The 16,787-nt window shown below is 58.9% G+C and carries 12 protein-coding genes; 7 read left to right on the top strand and 5 right to left on the bottom strand.

Going from position 1 to position 16,787, the window contains the following annotated elements; translation table 11 throughout:
* The first annotated feature begins 7 nt into the window (after positions 1 to 7).
* The 5 genes from PMX21_RS00140 (at position 8) to PMX21_RS00160 (ending at position 7,966) form a co-directional block, all read left to right on the top strand.
* On the top strand, positions 8 to 1,438 hold the full coding sequence (locus PMX21_RS00140) for a hypothetical protein (RefSeq protein ID WP_271756971.1): 1,431 nt from the start codon (positions 8 to 10) through the stop codon (positions 1,436 to 1,438).
* Between the two features lie 118 nt (positions 1,439 to 1,556).
* Positions 1,557 to 2,273 carry a DUF554 domain-containing protein gene (locus tag PMX21_RS00145; RefSeq protein ID WP_271756972.1) on the top strand — a complete coding sequence of 239 codons (717 nt, stop codon included), beginning with the start codon at positions 1,557 to 1,559 and terminating at the stop codon, positions 2,271 to 2,273.
* An 88-nt stretch (positions 2,274 to 2,361) separates the two neighbouring features.
* Positions 2,362 to 4,107 (top strand): TerB N-terminal domain-containing protein, encoded by a 1,746-nt coding sequence (locus tag PMX21_RS00150; RefSeq protein WP_271756973.1) that lies wholly within the window; start codon positions 2,362 to 2,364, stop codon positions 4,105 to 4,107.
* On the top strand, positions 4,100 to 5,404 hold the full coding sequence (locus PMX21_RS00155; protein ID WP_055287138.1) for an ATP-binding protein: 1,305 nt from the start codon (positions 4,100 to 4,102) through the stop codon (positions 5,402 to 5,404). Before PMX21_RS00150 ends, PMX21_RS00155 begins: the two co-directional genes overlap by 8 nt.
* Before the next feature lie 117 nt (positions 5,405 to 5,521).
* Positions 5,522 to 7,966, top strand: a complete 2,445-nt coding sequence (locus tag PMX21_RS00160) for a DEAD/DEAH box helicase (RefSeq protein ID WP_271756974.1) — start codon at positions 5,522 to 5,524, stop codon at positions 7,964 to 7,966.
* A 679-nt stretch (positions 7,967 to 8,645) separates the two neighbouring features.
* Here the strand turns inward: PMX21_RS00160 and PMX21_RS00165 are convergent.
* The 5 genes from PMX21_RS00165 to PMX21_RS00185 form a co-directional block, all read right to left on the bottom strand.
* On the bottom strand, positions 8,646 to 9,845 hold the full coding sequence (locus tag PMX21_RS00165) for an MFS transporter (RefSeq protein WP_055287134.1): 1,200 nt from the start codon (positions 9,843 to 9,845) through the stop codon (positions 8,646 to 8,648).
* A gap of 154 nt (positions 9,846 to 9,999) precedes the next feature.
* Positions 10,000 to 10,875, bottom strand: a complete 876-nt coding sequence (locus PMX21_RS00170) for a spermidine synthase (RefSeq protein ID WP_271756975.1) — start codon at positions 10,873 to 10,875, stop codon at positions 10,000 to 10,002.
* Complete coding sequence (locus PMX21_RS00175) at positions 10,876 to 12,783, bottom strand: elongator complex protein 3 (RefSeq protein ID WP_271756977.1); 1,908 nt, start codon at positions 12,781 to 12,783, stop codon at positions 10,876 to 10,878.
* Positions 12,784 to 12,882: 99 nt separating this feature from the next.
* Positions 12,883 to 13,779, bottom strand: coding sequence for a DUF4097 family beta strand repeat-containing protein (locus PMX21_RS00180; protein ID WP_271756978.1), 897 nt, complete (start codon positions 13,777 to 13,779; stop codon positions 12,883 to 12,885).
* Positions 13,779 to 14,495 (bottom strand): helix-turn-helix domain-containing protein, encoded by a 717-nt coding sequence (locus PMX21_RS00185; protein WP_271756980.1) that lies wholly within the window; start codon positions 14,493 to 14,495, stop codon positions 13,779 to 13,781. The genes PMX21_RS00180 and PMX21_RS00185 overlap by 1 nt, the downstream gene beginning before the upstream one ends.
* Positions 14,496 to 14,762: 267 nt before the next feature.
* On the opposite strand from PMX21_RS00185, the gene PMX21_RS00190 reads away from it, so the two are divergent.
* Positions 14,763 to 15,635: a methyltransferase domain-containing protein gene (locus tag PMX21_RS00190; RefSeq protein WP_055250686.1), complete on the top strand. Its 873-nt coding sequence runs from the start codon at positions 14,763 to 14,765 to the stop codon at positions 15,633 to 15,635.
* Between the two features lie 117 nt (positions 15,636 to 15,752).
* Entirely contained in the window at positions 15,753 to 16,592 is an 840-nt protein-coding gene (gene trmB, locus PMX21_RS00195) for a tRNA (guanine(46)-N(7))-methyltransferase TrmB (RefSeq protein WP_006234478.1), read from the top strand.
* Positions 16,593 to 16,787 lie beyond the last annotated feature (195 nt).

Consider the following 16,787-nt stretch of genomic DNA (forward strand, 5'->3'; position numbering starts at 1 on the left):
AGACCCCATGGCATCGAAGAACCTTTTGCCCGTCGTCGCACTCTGCGGCGCGCTCGCAACCGGAACGCCTGTCGCCGCTTGGGCGACTCCCGTCATGGCAGACTCCTTACCAGTAGCCCTAAGTTCCGCACCAAATCCGTCGAGCGCCATTGCGTGCGAGCGTTTTTCGATCGCACAGGCCGTGATCTCAACCTCGGGATGCCTTCGTCGTAATACGGACGGCTCGATAGTCGTGGATATCAAGCGTTCGAACAAGGCAAACGGCTCCCAGGCGGGGTGCGCCGTCTGCACGTGGCGCTCGGTTGTGCTCGATGCGGATGGCGATCCATGCAATTTAGAGCTGCGCATCGACATCGCTTCGGTCGATGACTCGGCGAACGGAGCGAAGGTCGCCTTCGACGGTGCGTTTTTCGAGAAAGGAGGCGGTATATGTCTGGGCTGCGCCGCCGCGAATGCAGACGATGCGCAGCCCACCCTCTCATTCACGGCATCGTTGCGGCTGACCAAAGCCGGTACCGATGTTATCGCGGCGGGAGAAGCGTCCCTGCTGTTCTACGCCGTCAGCACCAAAGACACAGACGCTCATTTCGAGAAGCCAGCCGGATCACTCAGCCTTACACGAGGGATAGAGGCAGGTCCTTTTGAAATCGATTCCCACGCGCAAAGCAGGCAACGCATTCTTGCCGACCCGGCGCTTCTCGAAATGGAGTGGAACGGATCCGGAGCTATCGGAATTCTCCCCTCCGCGTTTGACGCCAAGACGCTCCCCCCAAACGACGAACCCATCAACGCAACCATACAAGAAGAGAGCGCGGACAAAGAAGCAGGTGCGGGCGACACGCCGTCGCCGACAAACAGCGTCCCAGCTTCTCTCGAAGCACCGAATGAACCCGCTACCGATCCAAACGATTCCGAACTCGCGGACAGTCTGGGGCTTGCTGATCCTCAAGAGATCGATGAAGGTAACTGCTGCGTGCTTGCCGCGCTCGACCACACAGAGGTCATCGACGCTGCGAACATCGAAGTTGCCGCCGCCAATCAACCCGTCCGCAAGTCGGCCATCATCGCATTTCCCGAATCCATCGAAGTCGTCTTTTTGCCATCGGGCGAGGTCGTGGCCCCAACACTGCTCACCTTGTTGGGCGCCAAGAATACTCGAAACGAAATTAAAAAGGTCACGGTTGTCGACCCTGCAACCACCGCCAAGCTGCGTCTATACGCCGTTGCTCCAGATGGAGGCAAGACCTTGGAATTCGATGGCGACACACTCCTAGCCTGGCGGCGTCTGGACATTATGCAAGACGTCTCGTATCAGATCGAACTCGAAGGGTTTGATCGTGCCCGCGATGCCAATATCATCGCCGCGGCTATTGAATTCCCGCAGCGGCTTATGACACTGCGCTTTGAATACTATCCCTATGTCCCGACAACCACCTGAGGCTTAAATGCTGCGCATCATTCCTAACACCACTTATATAACGTATTAGATGAGTCGCGATGTGCCTCGCATTTCGTTCTGCTACGATTGCCACGTTGGCATCAATACAGGAGGGCTCATGCCGGGCTTGGGAACAATCATCAACGTTGTGCTTTTAGTTGCGGGCGGTCTTTTGGGATTAGCGGGCGGCCGCTTCATTACACCGCGCATCCAAGACACGCTCATGAAAGCATCGGGGCTGTGCGTCCTGTTTATCGGCCTGGGCGGCACCATGCAAAAGATGCTCATCATCGATGGAAAGGCGCTAGCGACCACCGGTACCACCATGCTCATCGTCTCATTTGCGCTCGGTTCGCTCATCGGCGAGGCCATCAACTTGGAGGCCGCCATCGAGAACCTTGGCGAATGGCTCAAGCGCAAGACTGGCAGTGAGGGCGATAACGAGTTCACCAACGCTTTTGTCTCGACATCGCTGACCGTCTGCATCGGTGCCATGGCTATCGTGGGATCGATCCAGGACGGTCTGCTCGGTGACTGGTCAACGCTTGCCTTGAAAGGCGCATTGGACTGCATCATCGTCTGCACCATGACGGCGTCGCTTGGCCGCGGCTGCATTTTCTCCGCCCTGCCCGTCGCCGTGTTCCAGGGGACGATCACGTTGTTTGCCGGCGCGCTCTCCCCCATCATGACCGCGGCAGCCCTCGACAGCCTTTCGCTCGTAGGCTCCATGCTCATCTTCTGCGTCGGCGTCAACCTCATCCGTCCTCAGACCTTCCGCACGGCCAATATGCTCCCCTCCGTCGTCATCGCCGTCATCTACGCCCTCCTGTTCTAAATCTATCAACGCAGCGGTATCTCGAACATCTGTTTGATGCTGTGCTATGATATGAGGTCACCGTAGCTGCGTTAGGAGAGGAGAAGCGGTGGCCGACCAGGACATCAAGATGCTCATCGAGCGCATTATGGCCGAGGCCCGGACCCATCAGTCCACCCGCTTCTCAAACGAAATCTACGCAGACGAGCCGATTCTCAAAACCGGCCGACAGATGCAGAATTTCCTCCCCGACCAGTACCGTAAAATGCGCGAGATATCGCGCTGGCAGGATGACCCCAAGGGCGGTGCGGGCCGCTGGCTTTCGGAAGCCGAGCTTTTTTACCGCCAGGGCCTGCTGATGGCCGACTTTGAGGACGACTGTCCCTACAACGGCACCTTTAAATCGTACTTTCCCACCTACAACGCCATGAGCGACCGGCAGCTGCGCGGCTACTTTACCTGGCGTGCCCAAGTGCGCCGCGGAACCGTCGAGGAAACGTCTACGTCCTTTGCCTTTCTGTATCTCTATGAGCTGATTTGCGGCATTGGCGTAGATGACCCGCTCGACGGTTTTAACAAGATCAAGGCCTTTTGGGATGTCTATCGCGCCTTCGAGCCCGGCATTGATCGGTTTGCACGCGTGTGGTTGCAGGATTACGCCGTATTCCATGGGCTCGACCCCAAGCTGCTCCGCGACTCTAAAACCGTCATGTTCGATAACGCCCTTATCGAGCTGCGGCGCGCGGCACGAGACCTTGTACCGGCACCGGCACCGTCCGACCAGACCCCCAAACGTCGCAAAACCTCCGAGCCCACGCTCCCCCTTCCGCCCGATGAGGTGCGCGAGGAGCGACTCATGGCCGCCATCAACGCCCTCTCCACGTACAACCTAAGTAACTCGCGGCTCGACCGCAGCCACCACCGCGATCTGCGCCACGTGGCATGCGCCGCGTATGTCCGCATGGCGCGCTACTACGACACGCATCGAAAGACCGGCATCGTAGCGAGCTTGTTTGGGGAGGAGACGGCCATGCCCTACACCATGTTTGCCTCGGCCGTATTCTTTGCGCCCGAGCGCCACGAGAACTGCGAATACCGCCTGGATCCCATCCATATCTACCGTTGCCAAAACGGCTTTTGGGAATGTATGCGTATCCATGGTAGTAGGCAAAAGAGCAGCAAGCTCGGTGAAATGATGCGCGCCTGCGACCAACGCCTGCGCCTGGCGCTGGACCCCGCCCATCCCCTTAAGGAAGAAAAGGTCCCCAAATATCTGGCCAAGATTATCGATGACGAGATTGTGGCATGGCTTTCGTGGGACGCCGCACACCAGCCCGTCAAGATCGATATCGACCTGACTCAGCTGGGGCACATTCGGAGCGCCGCTGCGCAAACGCGCGAAGCACTTTTAATCGACGAAGAGCGCGAGGACGGCACGCTTGCGGATGCCGAGGCGGCAGTTGCCGAGCGACGGGAAGCCGAGCCCGTGGCCGACACGATCGCCGAGCCAGTCGCGACGACCATGCAGCAGGACGAGGCTAGCGAGCCGACCATCTCCACCGAGCAGTTTGGCGTCGTAGCCCCGCTCCTCGCACCAGCGCCCACGCCCGCCGACACTGCGTCCGCACTCAATCCTGCAGCAAACGCCTATCTTCGAGCACTACTCGAGCAAAACGCAGCGCAGACGGCATCGGCGGTGGCAAAGTCGGGCAAGAGTGAAGACATGCTCGTCGACAGCATCAACGAAGCGCTCTTTGACCTGGTGGGTGACACCGTAATTGAATTTGGCGCGGCAGGACCGCGCATTATCGAGGACTACGAAGCAGACGTGAGAGGATACTTAGACCATGAGTGATACCGCATCCGCAGCACCCCGCGTGCCCAAGCGCGTCGCCGCCGTCATTCTCAACTCGCTCAAGGGCGGCGTTGTCCCGCGCATCGGCCTTCCCTATATCACCGTGGGGCGAGAGGTCGAGATTCGCGCTCTGCTCACCGACCTGAGCCTCATCGCCGATGGCGGCGCAAGCTTCCGTTTCCTAGTCGGTCGCTACGGCGCCGGCAAGAGCTTTTTGCTCCAGACGATCCGCACGCACGCCATGGGCGAGGGATTCGTCGTGGCCGATGCCGACCTATCCCCTGAGCGCCGTCTGCAGGGCGGCCAGGGACAGGGCCTTGCCACCTACCGTGAGCTCATCCGCAACATATCGACCAAGACGCGCCCTGAGGGCGGTGCGCTCAACCTTATTCTGGATCGCTGGGTCGCCTCGTGTGCCGACGTCGACGAGTCGGCCGTCAATGCCCAACTGGCCCCGCTCGAGGAAATGGTCCACGGCTTCGACTTCACCCGCATGCTCCGCCGCTACCGCGCGGCCGTATCCGAGGACGACGAAGAAGCTATGAGCCGCGTGACCAAATGGATCCGCGGCGAATACCGCACCAAGAGCGAGGCTCGCGCCGAGCTGGGCTCCTCGACCATCATCAGCGATGACGACTGGTACGACTACGTTAAGCTCATTGCGCGCTTTTTGGTCTGCAGCGGCTACAAGGGCATGCTGGTGCTCATCGACGAGCTCGTGAATCTGTATAAGATTCCCAACGCCATCACACGCCAATACAACTACGAGAAGATCCTGACCATGTACAACGACACGCTCCAGGGCAAGGCGCAGTACCTGGGCATGATCATGGGCGGCACGCCAACCTCCATCGAAGACCGCCGCCGTGGCGTGTTCTCCTACGAGGCCCTGCGCAGCCGACTCGCTCAAGGCCGCTTTGCACGCGAGGATCTTAAGGACATGCTCGCGCCCATCATCCGCCTGCAGCCACTCACCTACGAGGAGTTGCTGGTGCTGATCGAAAAACTCATGCAGATCCATGCCGGCTACTTTGGCTGGACGCCCACGCTTACCGAGAACGACTTGGTGGACTTCCTCAAGATTGAGTTTGGCCGCGTGGGAGCCGATACGCACCTGACGCCCCGTGAGGTCATTCGTGACTTTATCGAGCTGCTCGATATCCTGTGTCAGAACCCCGATGCAAATGTGGCCGAGTTGCTGCAAAGCGTCGGCGGCGACGCGCTGGCGCCGGCAGCCGCAACAGGCGACACCGACACCGCAGGCGGCGACCGTAATTTCGCCGAATTCACCATCTAACCTGCCAAAAAAGGGACAGGTTTATTTTGGCAGGTTTTATCTGGGCAAACGTTGAAGCAGCAATGCAGCAAACCACCGCCCACCGCGTTGAGAGATTAGCTTTTGAAAGGAGGCCCCGTGAACGCCTTTGACCGATATGCTCCGTTTATCCAAGACTTCATCTACTCCCACGATTGGGAGAGCCTGCGCTCCATTCAGGTTGCGGCGGCAGATGCCATCTTTAACACACAAGACAATGTGCTCCTAACGGCATCCACGGCTTCCGGCAAAACCGAGGCAGCCTTCTTTCCCATCCTGACCGAGTTTTGGGAGAACCCGCCCGCGAGCGTGGGCGCCCTCTACATCGGCCCCCTCAAAGCGCTCATCAATGATCAGTTCGTCCGTCTCAACGACCTCTGCGAAGAGGCCGATATCCCCGTCTGGCACTGGCATGGCGATGTCTCGCAGTCGCACAAGGCTAAGCTCATCAAAAAGCCGAGCGGCATCTTGCAGATTACGCCCGAGTCGCTCGAGGCGCTCCTGATCCATAAGCACATGGCGATTCCGCGCATGTTCTGCGACCTGCGCTATGTGGTCATCGACGAGGTCCATTCGCTCATGCGCGGCGACCGTGGCGGGCAAACGCTCTGCCTTATCGAGCGACTCTCACGCATGGCCGGCGTACAGCCTCGCCGCATTGGCCTTTCCGCTACCATCGGCGACCCCGGACGCACGGGCGCCTTTCTCTCGCAGGGAACGGGACGCGACTGCGTTATCCCCCGTTTTGAGGAACCGCGCCGCGTGTGGCGCATCTCCATGGAGCACTTCTACAACTCGGGCCCCCAGGCACAGCAGCGGGGATTCATGGGCACAGATCCTCAAGAGGCCGAAGTACTCGCGTGCGAGCGCATCGAGGCAGCGGCGCCCGCGGCGCTGCCCGCATCCGAACAAGACATGCGCCACAGCGGACAGCTCACACAGGAGGAGCGCCGTCAACGTCGTGAGCGGGCACGGGGCAAGGCCGCTCCCAAGGACCGCCGAACTTCCTCAGCCCCCGAGGGCGAAGTCGACATCCCCCGAGCACCCGAACAGGCACTCCTCAACCCCACCGACACCGCGCCCGAAAACGCCGATCCCGGCATGGGCTATATCTTTGAACACACCCGCGGGCGCAAGTGCCTGGTCTTTGCCAACTCGCGCGAAGAAGCAGAGGCCGTATGCTCCATGCTGCGCAGCTACTGCGAGAGCCGGCACGAGCCCGACCGTTTCCTCATCCATCACGGCAATCTTTCGGCATCGTTGCGCGAGACGGCCGAGGAACTCATGCGCGACGAGGAGCAGGCACAGACAACCGTCACCACCTCCACGCTGGAACTCGGTATCGATATCGGCCGTCTGGAGCGTGCGTTTCAGATCGACGCGCCGTTTACCGTCAGCTCCTTTTTGCAGCGAATGGGCCGCACGGGGCGCCGCGATCTTCCGCCCGAGATGTGGTTTGTCATGCGCGAGGAGGAACCCGAGCCGCGCACGATGATGCCCGAGACCATTCCGTGGAAGCTCCTGCAGGGCATCGCGCTCGTACAACTCTATCGCGAGGAAAAGTGGGTCGAGCCGCCCGAGCTCGATCGACTCCCCTACAGCCTGCTCTACCACCAGACTATGTCGACGCTTGCCAGCACCGGCGAACTCACGCCGGCAGAGCTTGCCCAGCGCGTGCTCACACTCAGCTATTTCCATCGCATCTCGGCCGATGACTATCGCGTGTTGCTGCGTCACCTCATTAAGATCGACCATATCCAAGTCACCGAGGGCGGCGGGCTCATCATGGGTCTCGCGGGCGAGCGCATCATCAACAACTTTAAGTTCTACGCCGTGTTCCAGGAAAACGAGGAGTTCACCGTTCGCAGCGAATCGGCCGAGCTGGGCACGATTGTCAACCCGCCCCCGCCCGGTAAGCGCATTGCCATCGCCGGCCATTGCTGGATTGTCGAGGAAGTGGACTGGAAGCGTCACACCGTCTTTGCCACGCAGGTCAAGGGCCGGGTGCCGGCCTACTTTGGCGACTGCCCCGGCGACATCAATACACACGTACTCGAGCGTATGCGCAAGGCGCTCAACGAGCACGCGGCGTATCCGTACCTGATGGGTAACGCGCGGGCCCGTCTGGCGCAGGCTCGCCATACGGCCGAGATTTCGGGCGCAGGAACTAAGCCGCTCATCAACCTGGGTGGCGACACCTGGGTGCTCTTCCCCTGGCTGGGCAGCTACGCTTTTTTGGCACTCGAGCGCATGCTCAAGATTAAATGTGCCGCGGAGCTGGGCCTTCGCGGACTCGACCCGTCGCGCCCGTACTTTATGCAATTTAAGATGAAGGCCGACGAGGAGACATTCTTTGAGGTGCTCGCCGCCGAGGCCGAGAAGGACTTCGACCCCATCGAGCTCGTCTATCCCGGCGAGGTGCCTTACTTTGACCGCTACGACGAGTTTGTTCCCGAAGAGCTCGTGCGCAAGGGCTTTGCCGAAGGCGTGCTCGACATCGAAGGCATGAAGCAGCGCGTTCTCGACTGGCGCGACCACGCCTAAGACCAATCTTTTTGGCACGGGGTTTGTTAACCAGTCTTTTTGGAACGGGGCTATTTTAGCTACTTAATGTCGTCCAACGATTTCGATGGACCGCAAATAAGATCAATCTCGTATGTAGTAGCCGTCAAAATGGCCCCTCCCCTGCAAAAACAAAAGGTAACCGGAAGAAGACCCCCTGTCTTTACGGGCAAAAAGGGATAGAACAGTAAAGTACACCTGTCGCGTAATGTGCTTAATATTCAGGGATTAGATTTGCTAAGCAGAGCTGCAACCACCAATCGTTGTAATTTTAACGTTACAGGAAAAGCCTAATTCCTTCATAGTGCCAAACCCGCAGAGTAAATTGCCGACTGCAGTACCAAAAAAAACTAAAACCCATCGCGTTCCACGACCTGAGTTTTCAACATATTGTGAATTGCATTAAGGGGAAGTTTCCCGCATCCACGTCTAGTGCAGACGTAGACGGGAAGCCGCAATTATAAGTCACTAGTCTGGGGCAGGATTAAACGGTTCATCCCTGGTAAGATATAGCAATCTTCGCCCGAGACCATTACTATTCCGCAAGCATCGATAAAACGCTGATATTCCTCGGCATTAAGGCCCACCGATTCAAAGCTAACGCGTACACCCGTAGCCATCAAGAAGGCTCGAAACTTCTGGCAGCTCGTCAATCGATACATCAATTCTTGAAGGCATGTATTCCACCAATTTTTAATGAAACAACGGCGGTAATCGCTATCGCCATCGCGCCAATAACACCGAGCGCTATCTGAATGGGATATAACCCCAACACATATCCAAATATGGAGAAAAACATTGCAGAAAAGAGGGCCCTTACCAGAGACGCGGCGGAAAGGATCGTCGCACGGAGATCGTCCGCTATCCCGTCTTGGATTAAGTTTTCCGAAGTGATGTACACCACTTCTGGGAGGAAACAAAGCACCATGCTAAGGCCAAACAAACACAAAGGATTTGAAGCGAACCACGGAAGAATCAAGAAAAGGCCCGCCTCGATTAGCATCGAGCCGAGCATGGTATTTCTTTTCCCAAAACGCGATGAGAAGAAATCTGCCGCAATGTAGGCCGTCGCATTTACTGCATAGGATGCACCGAAAAAGATTCCTATTATGGAGACGGGAGCATGAAACGCGTCGAATACCAACTGATTCAAGTTGTAATAACTCCCGTAGAATCCGTCGAGCATGCTTGTGCCGATTAGGAGAAGCAATATAGCAAAAGCGGATTCTCCAACGCACCAGGTTTCGCGTCTGAAGATCTTGGCTACGTCAAACCTTTCCTCCCCAGAGCTTTCAGAACGGGTCGTTTCCGTCCTCTCAATGGGATACAGAAGGGAAAGCTGCAGAAGATAGAAAACGGAAACGCATACGTAGAGGGCACTCCAAGATACTTGGGCAATGAATGATCCAAGTACGATTGCCACTCCCGTCGCGATTGATTGCGCGGCAAGCAGCCGAGCGTTGATGGTGAGGAAGCGCTCTCCTTGACCGGCATTTCGGGCAATTTCATATAAAAGTGCTTGTTCGGATCCCGATTGAAGGGAGTAGGCGAGTGCCTCAACAAGGGAAAGCGCGACGAGAAAGGGGCCTGAGAGCAACAGCACGCCAGCCGTATGGAAGAAAAGCAGCAGCACGCCCACTTGAATCGAGAACTTCTTTCCAAAGAAATCGCCTATCAGCCCTGTTGGCAGCTCGAGGACGACCGTCGCAATGTTAAACAGGGCTTGATAAAGCGCGATTTCCGTGACAGACATTCCTTTCTCCGCAAGGAAAAGTAGAAACACTCCCCGATTTAAAACAAATCCCGCGAGAACGAAAAAGGCGGAATAGATGTGCAGTTGCGTAGTGGCTTGCTTGTTCATTTGGCACTTCCAATGACATTTTTGGCCTAGCGGGCGGAATCAACCGAAGAAGAAGCGAGTTGGCACCGGGCGTCCAGATGCGTCATGCTGAAAATAGATGAAGCGCATGGTTGACAAAACCATAGAGCCCGTCACAAATTGACTACTCCCAATGCTAGTCGTGGAGTGCAGTGCCGAGGAAGTCGGTGTCGAAGGGCACGGCTTCGGCAAAGGCGTAGTCGCCGTCGCTGGCAATGAGCAGGTAGTTTTCCTCGCCGCCGAACTCCGCGTCGCCGCAGGGAATCACCCAAGCGTGGTCGAACACCTCGAGCGCCGTGGCAGCACAATCGCGCAGAAACGTCACATCGCTCCCCTCGTTCGCGCTCACGATATTGGCCACATAGATGCCGTCCGGGTTCAAGCTGCCCCGCACCAGACGTAGCGCCTCAACGGTTGCCAGCTCGCGCACGGGCTCGGCACCGCCAAAGCAATCGCTCACGACCACGTCGTAGCGGCGATGCCCCACACTCGTCACGCCCAGATACGATCGCGCCTCGGCGGTAATCACCCGCAGGCGATCACCAACCGTGCGCTCCAGCTCGTCTAGGTAGAACCAGCGGCGCGCCAGGCGCGTAATCTCTCCGTCATACTCGATGACGTCCATGCGCAAGCCCTCGTGCGACATCAGAGCGAACTTAGGATAGGCAAACCCGCCGCCGCCCAGCATGAGCATACGGTCGATACCATGCCCGTAAGCATCACGCATTGCGTCTTCGGCCTCGAACACATCGTCAAATGCGCGATAGTACGCAAAGACGGGCTCCGCCCAACGCTCGCCAACGTAGCTTGCGCTTTGGTAGACGCCGCCTTGCACCAACACGCGAATCTCATCGCCGCCCTCATCGTGCACGCGTTTCACACGCGCCAGCCCATTGCGGGTTCGCGCGACCTGCAGACAGGCAGCACGAACAGCGACAGCGGCCGCACCAAGCGCCGCGGCTCCCAGAGCAACGCCGGCAACGACGCCGGCAGAAACACTCGGCTTGTTCATCTAGAGCTCCTTTTGCAGATAAAGGCCATGGTCATAAAATCCAAGATGGCGATAGTACTCGCGTGTGCCAATCGCGCTAATCACGTTGATACGCGCATAACCCGCATCCCGGGCAATCTCGCACGCACGCTCTACGAGCGAACGTCCCAATCCATGGTGCTGCGCCGCCTGCCCCTGATCACCCACGCGCGCCGCCATGCCGTATACGTGGACCTCGCGAATCATTGCCTCGTCCGGCGTCGTCGGCAACTCATTCGTATGTGCGGCAACAAACGCGTGGTCGGGCAGCGACAAGCGCAAAAACCCCGCGATCTTGCCCTCGGGCGTCACCCACTGCAAAAAGCGTTCACTCGTCACCGGCGTCTCATACGCTACGCTTTCGTCGAGGGTCAGCTCATCTAAGTTCGCGCCCGCGGTACTGATCTCGCGGAAGCGAATCTCGCGCACCGTCGCGCCTTCCCCACGAGCCGCCAAGCGGTTCTCAACGAGCTGGCGCAGGTTGGGTTTCTTGTTGCCCACCATGATGTCGTCGGAGCTAAAGTCACGGATCATACGGCTAATACGACAGAACGCCGGCGTCACCACGATGTCGTCGGCCAATACGTCAAGCAACTCCTCCTCGGTATAGGGACGCCACTCGCCACGCTCGTAGCAGCCCACCAAACGCGAGCCCTCGATGAGCGCACACGGATAGACCTTGGCCTCGTCGGGCATAAAGGCCCCCTCGGTCATAAAGCGTTCGTAGTCGCGCTTATCCCCCTCCGGCGTGGCGCCCAGCAGGTTAAGCATAAAATGCGCATGGATCTTAAAGCCAAACAGGCGCGCAAGCGAAAACGCCCGTTCAATCTGCGCCACCGAAATGCGACGCTCGTTGATATCGAGCAGGTGCTGGTCGAGGCTCTGGATACCCATCTGGATCTTGGTGCAGCCCAGGCGGCGGATGAGCGTAAGCGCCTGCGGCGTTACGGCATCGGGGCGCGTCTCGATAACGAGTCCCACCACGCGATGCTTCGCCGTCTCGTTGATGCGCTGCTGACGCTCGAGCTCCTCCATCGTTGCCGTCTGCCACTCAGTGACCTTGTCCCACGGCGTACCGGGACCGTACAGACGACGCACCGCACGGTTATAGCCGCCCACGGCAGCATCCACACGCCCCTGCTCGTCGGCAACGCCGGCAGCAAGCTCGACCTCGTCTGTCGCAATGCCGGCGGCCCGATAGCGCTCACGGCGCTCTGCTACCACAGGCGGCAGGGCATCGGCGGGAGCGTCATCGAGCAGACGCCCCGCCTCGGCACGACTGATGCCCGGACGCGCCAACATGGGGTTAGCCGCCACACCAGCCACGGCATCGTCATTGAGCGCGCGGAAGAGCTCCGACATAAACCACGTCTGATACCCTTGCGGATAGTCGCTCCAGGTACCGCCGAGCACAATGAGCTCAATCTTATCGGTCGCATGCCCCATCTGCGAAAGCGCGGTCAGACGAGCGCTTACCTGCAGATACGGATCGAAGCAATTTTGCTCCGCACGGGCGCACGCCGGCTCGGCGTGCAGATAGCTTTTGGGCATGCGCAGATCGTTGGGGCAAAATAGGCAATCGCCCGAGCATGGCCAGGGCTTGGTGATGACGGTAATGGTCGCCACGCCCGAAGCCGTGCGACGAGGCTTCATGCGTAGCACCTGCAGCAGTCGACGTTCCAGCTCGGCATCGACATTCCACCCAGCCCAACGAGCCGGCTCCTCACGTTTTACCCGCTGGTAAAACGGCAGCAGACGGCGCTTGGCCAAATCGCGTTTGTCGGCACCCTCACAACGCGCCTCGGCATGTATCAGTTTGACGAGCGCTTTGTCGTCCACGGTCTCGCCGCGACGCAGAGCCTCGAGTATGTTCAAGATAATCTGTTCCATGCCCCCATTGTAAAGGCAAAGGCGCCGGAGCCGATCTCGGCTTCGGCGCCTTCATCAAACAGCGCGTCTATGTCTTCGCCTAGGCTTTCGTCTGCCTCACTACTCCGAATCAAACGACATGTCGCCCGAATCGACTTCAAAACGATACGTGGCAGACTTATCGCCGTTATCGAATTCAAGATTCAAAATGGTCTCGCCGTCGTAGCCAAGCGGAAGGAAATCGCTCTCGAAGTCGCCACTGCCCAAGGTGAGGCTCGCCTTAAAGCCCGTAGAGCTCGGAACCGTCATCTCCACATCGCCCGAGCCCACGCTCACGTCCATCGACTTCGCGGGGGCCTGGTAGAGCTCGAATGTCACATCGCCCGAACCGACCTCAGCGCTGAGCGCATCAGTCACGCTGCCCGTAAACTCTACATCTCCCGCACCCAGGAAAAGGTCGAAACCATCACAGGTGACACCGGCAATCTGCAGATCGCCCGAGCCCACGTGCGCGTTGACTCCCTTCAGATGTTCGGCAACACGGCGCGGCAGCTCGACCGTAACCGAGCGATCGATTGCCTTACCGTCATCACTTCCAAACTGGGAAACCTTGAGCGTCGAGTCCTCGACGGATGCGATGTTTTGCGTCGCGGCCTTGGAGGCATCCATACCATTGGCAACGCGTCCCCGCTCGATAACGCGAGCCTTGTTGCCATCAACAACCTTGACGTCCACCGTAGCCGCAGCGATATCGAAATCGAGGTAGCGGAACTCATCGGCATCAAAAGTCGTGCTCGAAAGCTGCTGAGGCCGAGCAGAATAGTTACCGCTATTCAAGGAATCGTCCTCGTCAAACATATTGTCAAAATCAGACAAATGGCCAGATAGAATACCGGTCGTACGCACCATATCGGAATGAGCCAATAGCCGCGAAGTGCCAAAGACAAGCCCGATGATGAGCACAAACGCTCCGATGCCAACGCCCAAGCGTACCTTGGATTCATGCGAAAGCTTCATCATTCATCACCCTCTTTGGCGATCGGGTCAGCGGTAGTCACGGTAGCCACGTCAGTATCAACCGGAGCGGAAACATCCTGAGCCCTAGCGACCACCGGCGTCGAACCAACCTGAATATCTCCGCGCGCCCAATCGCCATCGAGCGCACGCGCCACCCAGTGATAGATGGGAATCGTAAAGAAGATCAGCGCAGCAAAGGGGCCGGCACCAAACAGGAACATCAGCAAAAAGAACAGCAGCCAACACACGGCCCAATACGGGAACGACTGGAACGGGCCCTTCACCGGAGTCGAGCCAACTGCGCCGCCACTCGTCGCCTGCGCCGTAGCGGCATTAGCGGCCTGTGCACTCCAGCTTGCCGCTTGCGCCGCCTTGGCGGCGGCGTCACTCGCCTGTGTTGCCGCCTCGGTAGCTCGTGCCGCCGCCTCATGGGTGCGTGCGCGCTCTGCCGCCTCGGCCTCGCGCTGACGAGCGCGGTCCTCATTCTCAAACTCGATATCGTCCTCAATCTCATCGCTCGGATTGAGCAGCTCGTCCAGGCTCACGCCATAGAGCTTGGCGAGCGAGATCAGGTTCTCGGTATCGGGCGAGCTCTCCGCACGCTCCCATTTACTGACCGCCTGGCGCGACAGCCCTAGCTTTCGCGCCAGCCCTTCTTGGCTAAAACCCTTGCTGCGACGAAGGTCGGCGAGCCGCTGCGCAGTTTCTACATTCATGGTTCCTCCTATGTGATGCCGGCCGTGCCGCCGGACCGTTTTTGTTCTTAAGGCGCCTTGCACAGTTAAAAATCTATCCGCCACCGCCAAAAGCATGCCACCTATTCTAGTGAGATTTTTGACAACCGGCGGTTGCGGGCACATATGAGCTGCGGAAATGTGTCCAAACAAAGCAATGACCCACGGCTCGGTTGTCCCCGTTGCGGCGTTAACGGTAGTATGGTCGTACTGTTTATTCCGCACCGCCAACGGAGGGAGTTCCGCGCCGTGAACCGCGATTTCGCCTCATCGCTCATCCAGCTCAACAACACGTTCTATCGCGAGCACTCCGCCTCCTTCTCCGATACGCGCCAGGCCCCGTGGCCCGGCTGGGTGCGCACCATGGACATCGCGCTCGGGCAGCTCGACGTCGCCACGATCGAGCATCCCGTCCGCGTCTTCGATCTTGCCTGCGGCAATATGCGATTCGAGAATTTTGCCGCCGGCGGCGCACTTGCCGCCAAGGGCGTCGACGGCGCAAACCCCTCGGCAGATGCCAGCTGCCCGTTTGAGTTCTATGGTGTCGACTCGTGTCAAGATTTGGCTATCGATGCACATGGCCACGCCCTGCGCATTCCCAACCTGCACTTCCAGGAGCTCGACGTGCTCGACGCCCTCATGAAGCTCAACCCCGCCGAGACGCCCGACGTGCTTTTCGACGCCCCGCTCGCCGACATCTCGGTCTGCTTTGGCTTTATGCACCACGTGCCGTCGTGCGAGTACCGCGTACGCGTACTCGACGCCCTGGTGCGGCAGACGCGCCCGGGCGGCATCATCGCCATCAGCTTTTGGGAGTTTATGAACGACGAGCGCATGGCGCGCAAGGCCGTTCGAGCCGAAGCCCGCGCCGAGCTCACCCCGCCGTTTGAGGGTTACGATTCCGCACAGTTTGAAGCCGGCGACCACCTCATCGGCTGGCAAAACGACCGCCACGCCTACCGCTATTGCCATCACTTTGACGATCAGCAGATCACCGACCTGGTGCGCGGCGTCCGTACGTTCTACAAGAGCGGCGAGGTCCCCGTGCGCGAGCTTGAGCGCTTCCATGCCGACGGTCGTAGCGGCGAGCTCAACCGCTATGTGATTCTCAAGCGCCTGTAGGCACCGACGACTCGCCGCCGAGCCGCACCACATCTTTCGGGCAATCTATGCCCGCCCTTTTCAACCCATTGACGGAACGCGCGGCCATGCGTTTCGCATTTATGACCAAGGAGCCTCATGGGAGCCGTCCACGTTCGCACGCCTAAGAACTTTGTGCTCGAGGAGCGCCTGGAGCGCTACGCCGATGCGATCGAGACGAACCCCGAGGCTTATGCCGGAGATTGGCGCGAGGCTTGCGCGCCAGCTGGCAGCAAGCCCTTCGAACACCTTCACCTGGATCTTGGCTGTGGCAAGGGAACCTATCTGGTCGAGCGCGCCCACCGCGAGCCCGACACCCTCTTTATCGGCATGGACCAGGAGCCCATCTGCATCGCCTATGCCGCGCAGAAAATCTGCGAACAGGGGCTATCCAACGCACTCGTCCTGCCCCGAGGCGCCGCATCGCTGCCACAGCTGTTTGCCGCAGGCGAGCTCGATGCCATCACCATTAACTTTCCCACGCCGCAGCCCAAGGCCAAGTACGCTAAAAAACGACTCGTCCATGTCGACCATCTGATGCTCTACCGCCCGCTCTTTTCAGCCGGCGCTACCGTCACACTGCGCACCGATAGCAAGCCGTTGCGCGATTACGCCCTGGGACAGTTTGCCGCGGCCGGCTACGATACGCTTTGGGTAAGCGACGACGTCCGCCGCGACCATCCCGAGCATCCCGAGACCGAGTACGAGCGCCGCACGCGCGAGATGGGTGCCGCCGTCTATGGCATTTGCGCCACACCTGGAGCGCAGCCCAGCGATGAACAGCTCGCGGCGGGCCGCGCGCAGGAGCAAAGCCTAGCCTGCTACCTGCCCGATAACCTCGATGAGCTCGCCTATGTGCCTCTGGGCATGGAAGAGGCCGTCGAGAACTTTAGAAACCGTGCCCGCAAGGGCAAGAAGCGTCTACCGCAAGAGTCCTAGGGGCTTCTGATGGTCGCGGCGTTGGCAAACAAGCGCAAATAGGCGCCAGCGAACGGCCCTCAAACCTAAGTGAGTAGACTATTTTGCAATAGCCAAGCACAGCCCGCATAGCGAAACATAAAACCGCAGGTAGAACCCTTGCGCAAAAGCCATGTGCTCGCAATATCGCAAAAAGTCTACTCACTTAGCTAGCGA

Source organism: Collinsella aerofaciens, from assembly GCF_028209885.1.
Taxonomy (GTDB): Bacteria; Actinomycetota; Coriobacteriia; order Coriobacteriales; family Coriobacteriaceae; genus Collinsella; species Collinsella aerofaciens_BA.

Excerpts from the sequence above, each read along its gene's own strand:
- PMX21_RS00140 (WP_271756971.1), top strand. The coding sequence starts at position 8 with ATGGCATCGAAGAACCTTTTGCCCGTCGTCGCACTCTGCGGCGCGCTC.
- PMX21_RS00165 (WP_055287134.1), bottom strand. The coding sequence starts at position 9,845 with ATGAACAAGCAAGCCACTACGCAACTGCACATCTATTCCGCCTTTTTC.
- PMX21_RS00170 (WP_271756975.1), bottom strand. The coding sequence starts at position 10,875 with ATGAACAAGCCGAGTGTTTCTGCCGGCGTCGTTGCCGGCGTTGCTCTG.
- PMX21_RS00145 (WP_271756972.1), top strand. The coding sequence starts at position 1,557 with ATGCCGGGCTTGGGAACAATCATCAACGTTGTGCTTTTAGTTGCGGGC.
- PMX21_RS00175 (WP_271756977.1), bottom strand. The coding sequence starts at position 12,783 with ATGGAACAGATTATCTTGAACATACTCGAGGCTCTGCGTCGCGGCGAG.
- PMX21_RS00155 (WP_055287138.1), top strand. The coding sequence starts at position 4,100 with ATGAGTGATACCGCATCCGCAGCACCCCGCGTGCCCAAGCGCGTCGCC.
- PMX21_RS00180 (WP_271756978.1), bottom strand. The coding sequence starts at position 13,779 with ATGAAGCTTTCGCATGAATCCAAGGTACGCTTGGGCGTTGGCATCGGA.
- PMX21_RS00185 (WP_271756980.1), bottom strand. The coding sequence starts at position 14,495 with ATGAATGTAGAAACTGCGCAGCGGCTCGCCGACCTTCGTCGCAGCAAG.
- trmB (WP_006234478.1), top strand. The coding sequence starts at position 15,753 with ATGGGAGCCGTCCACGTTCGCACGCCTAAGAACTTTGTGCTCGAGGAG.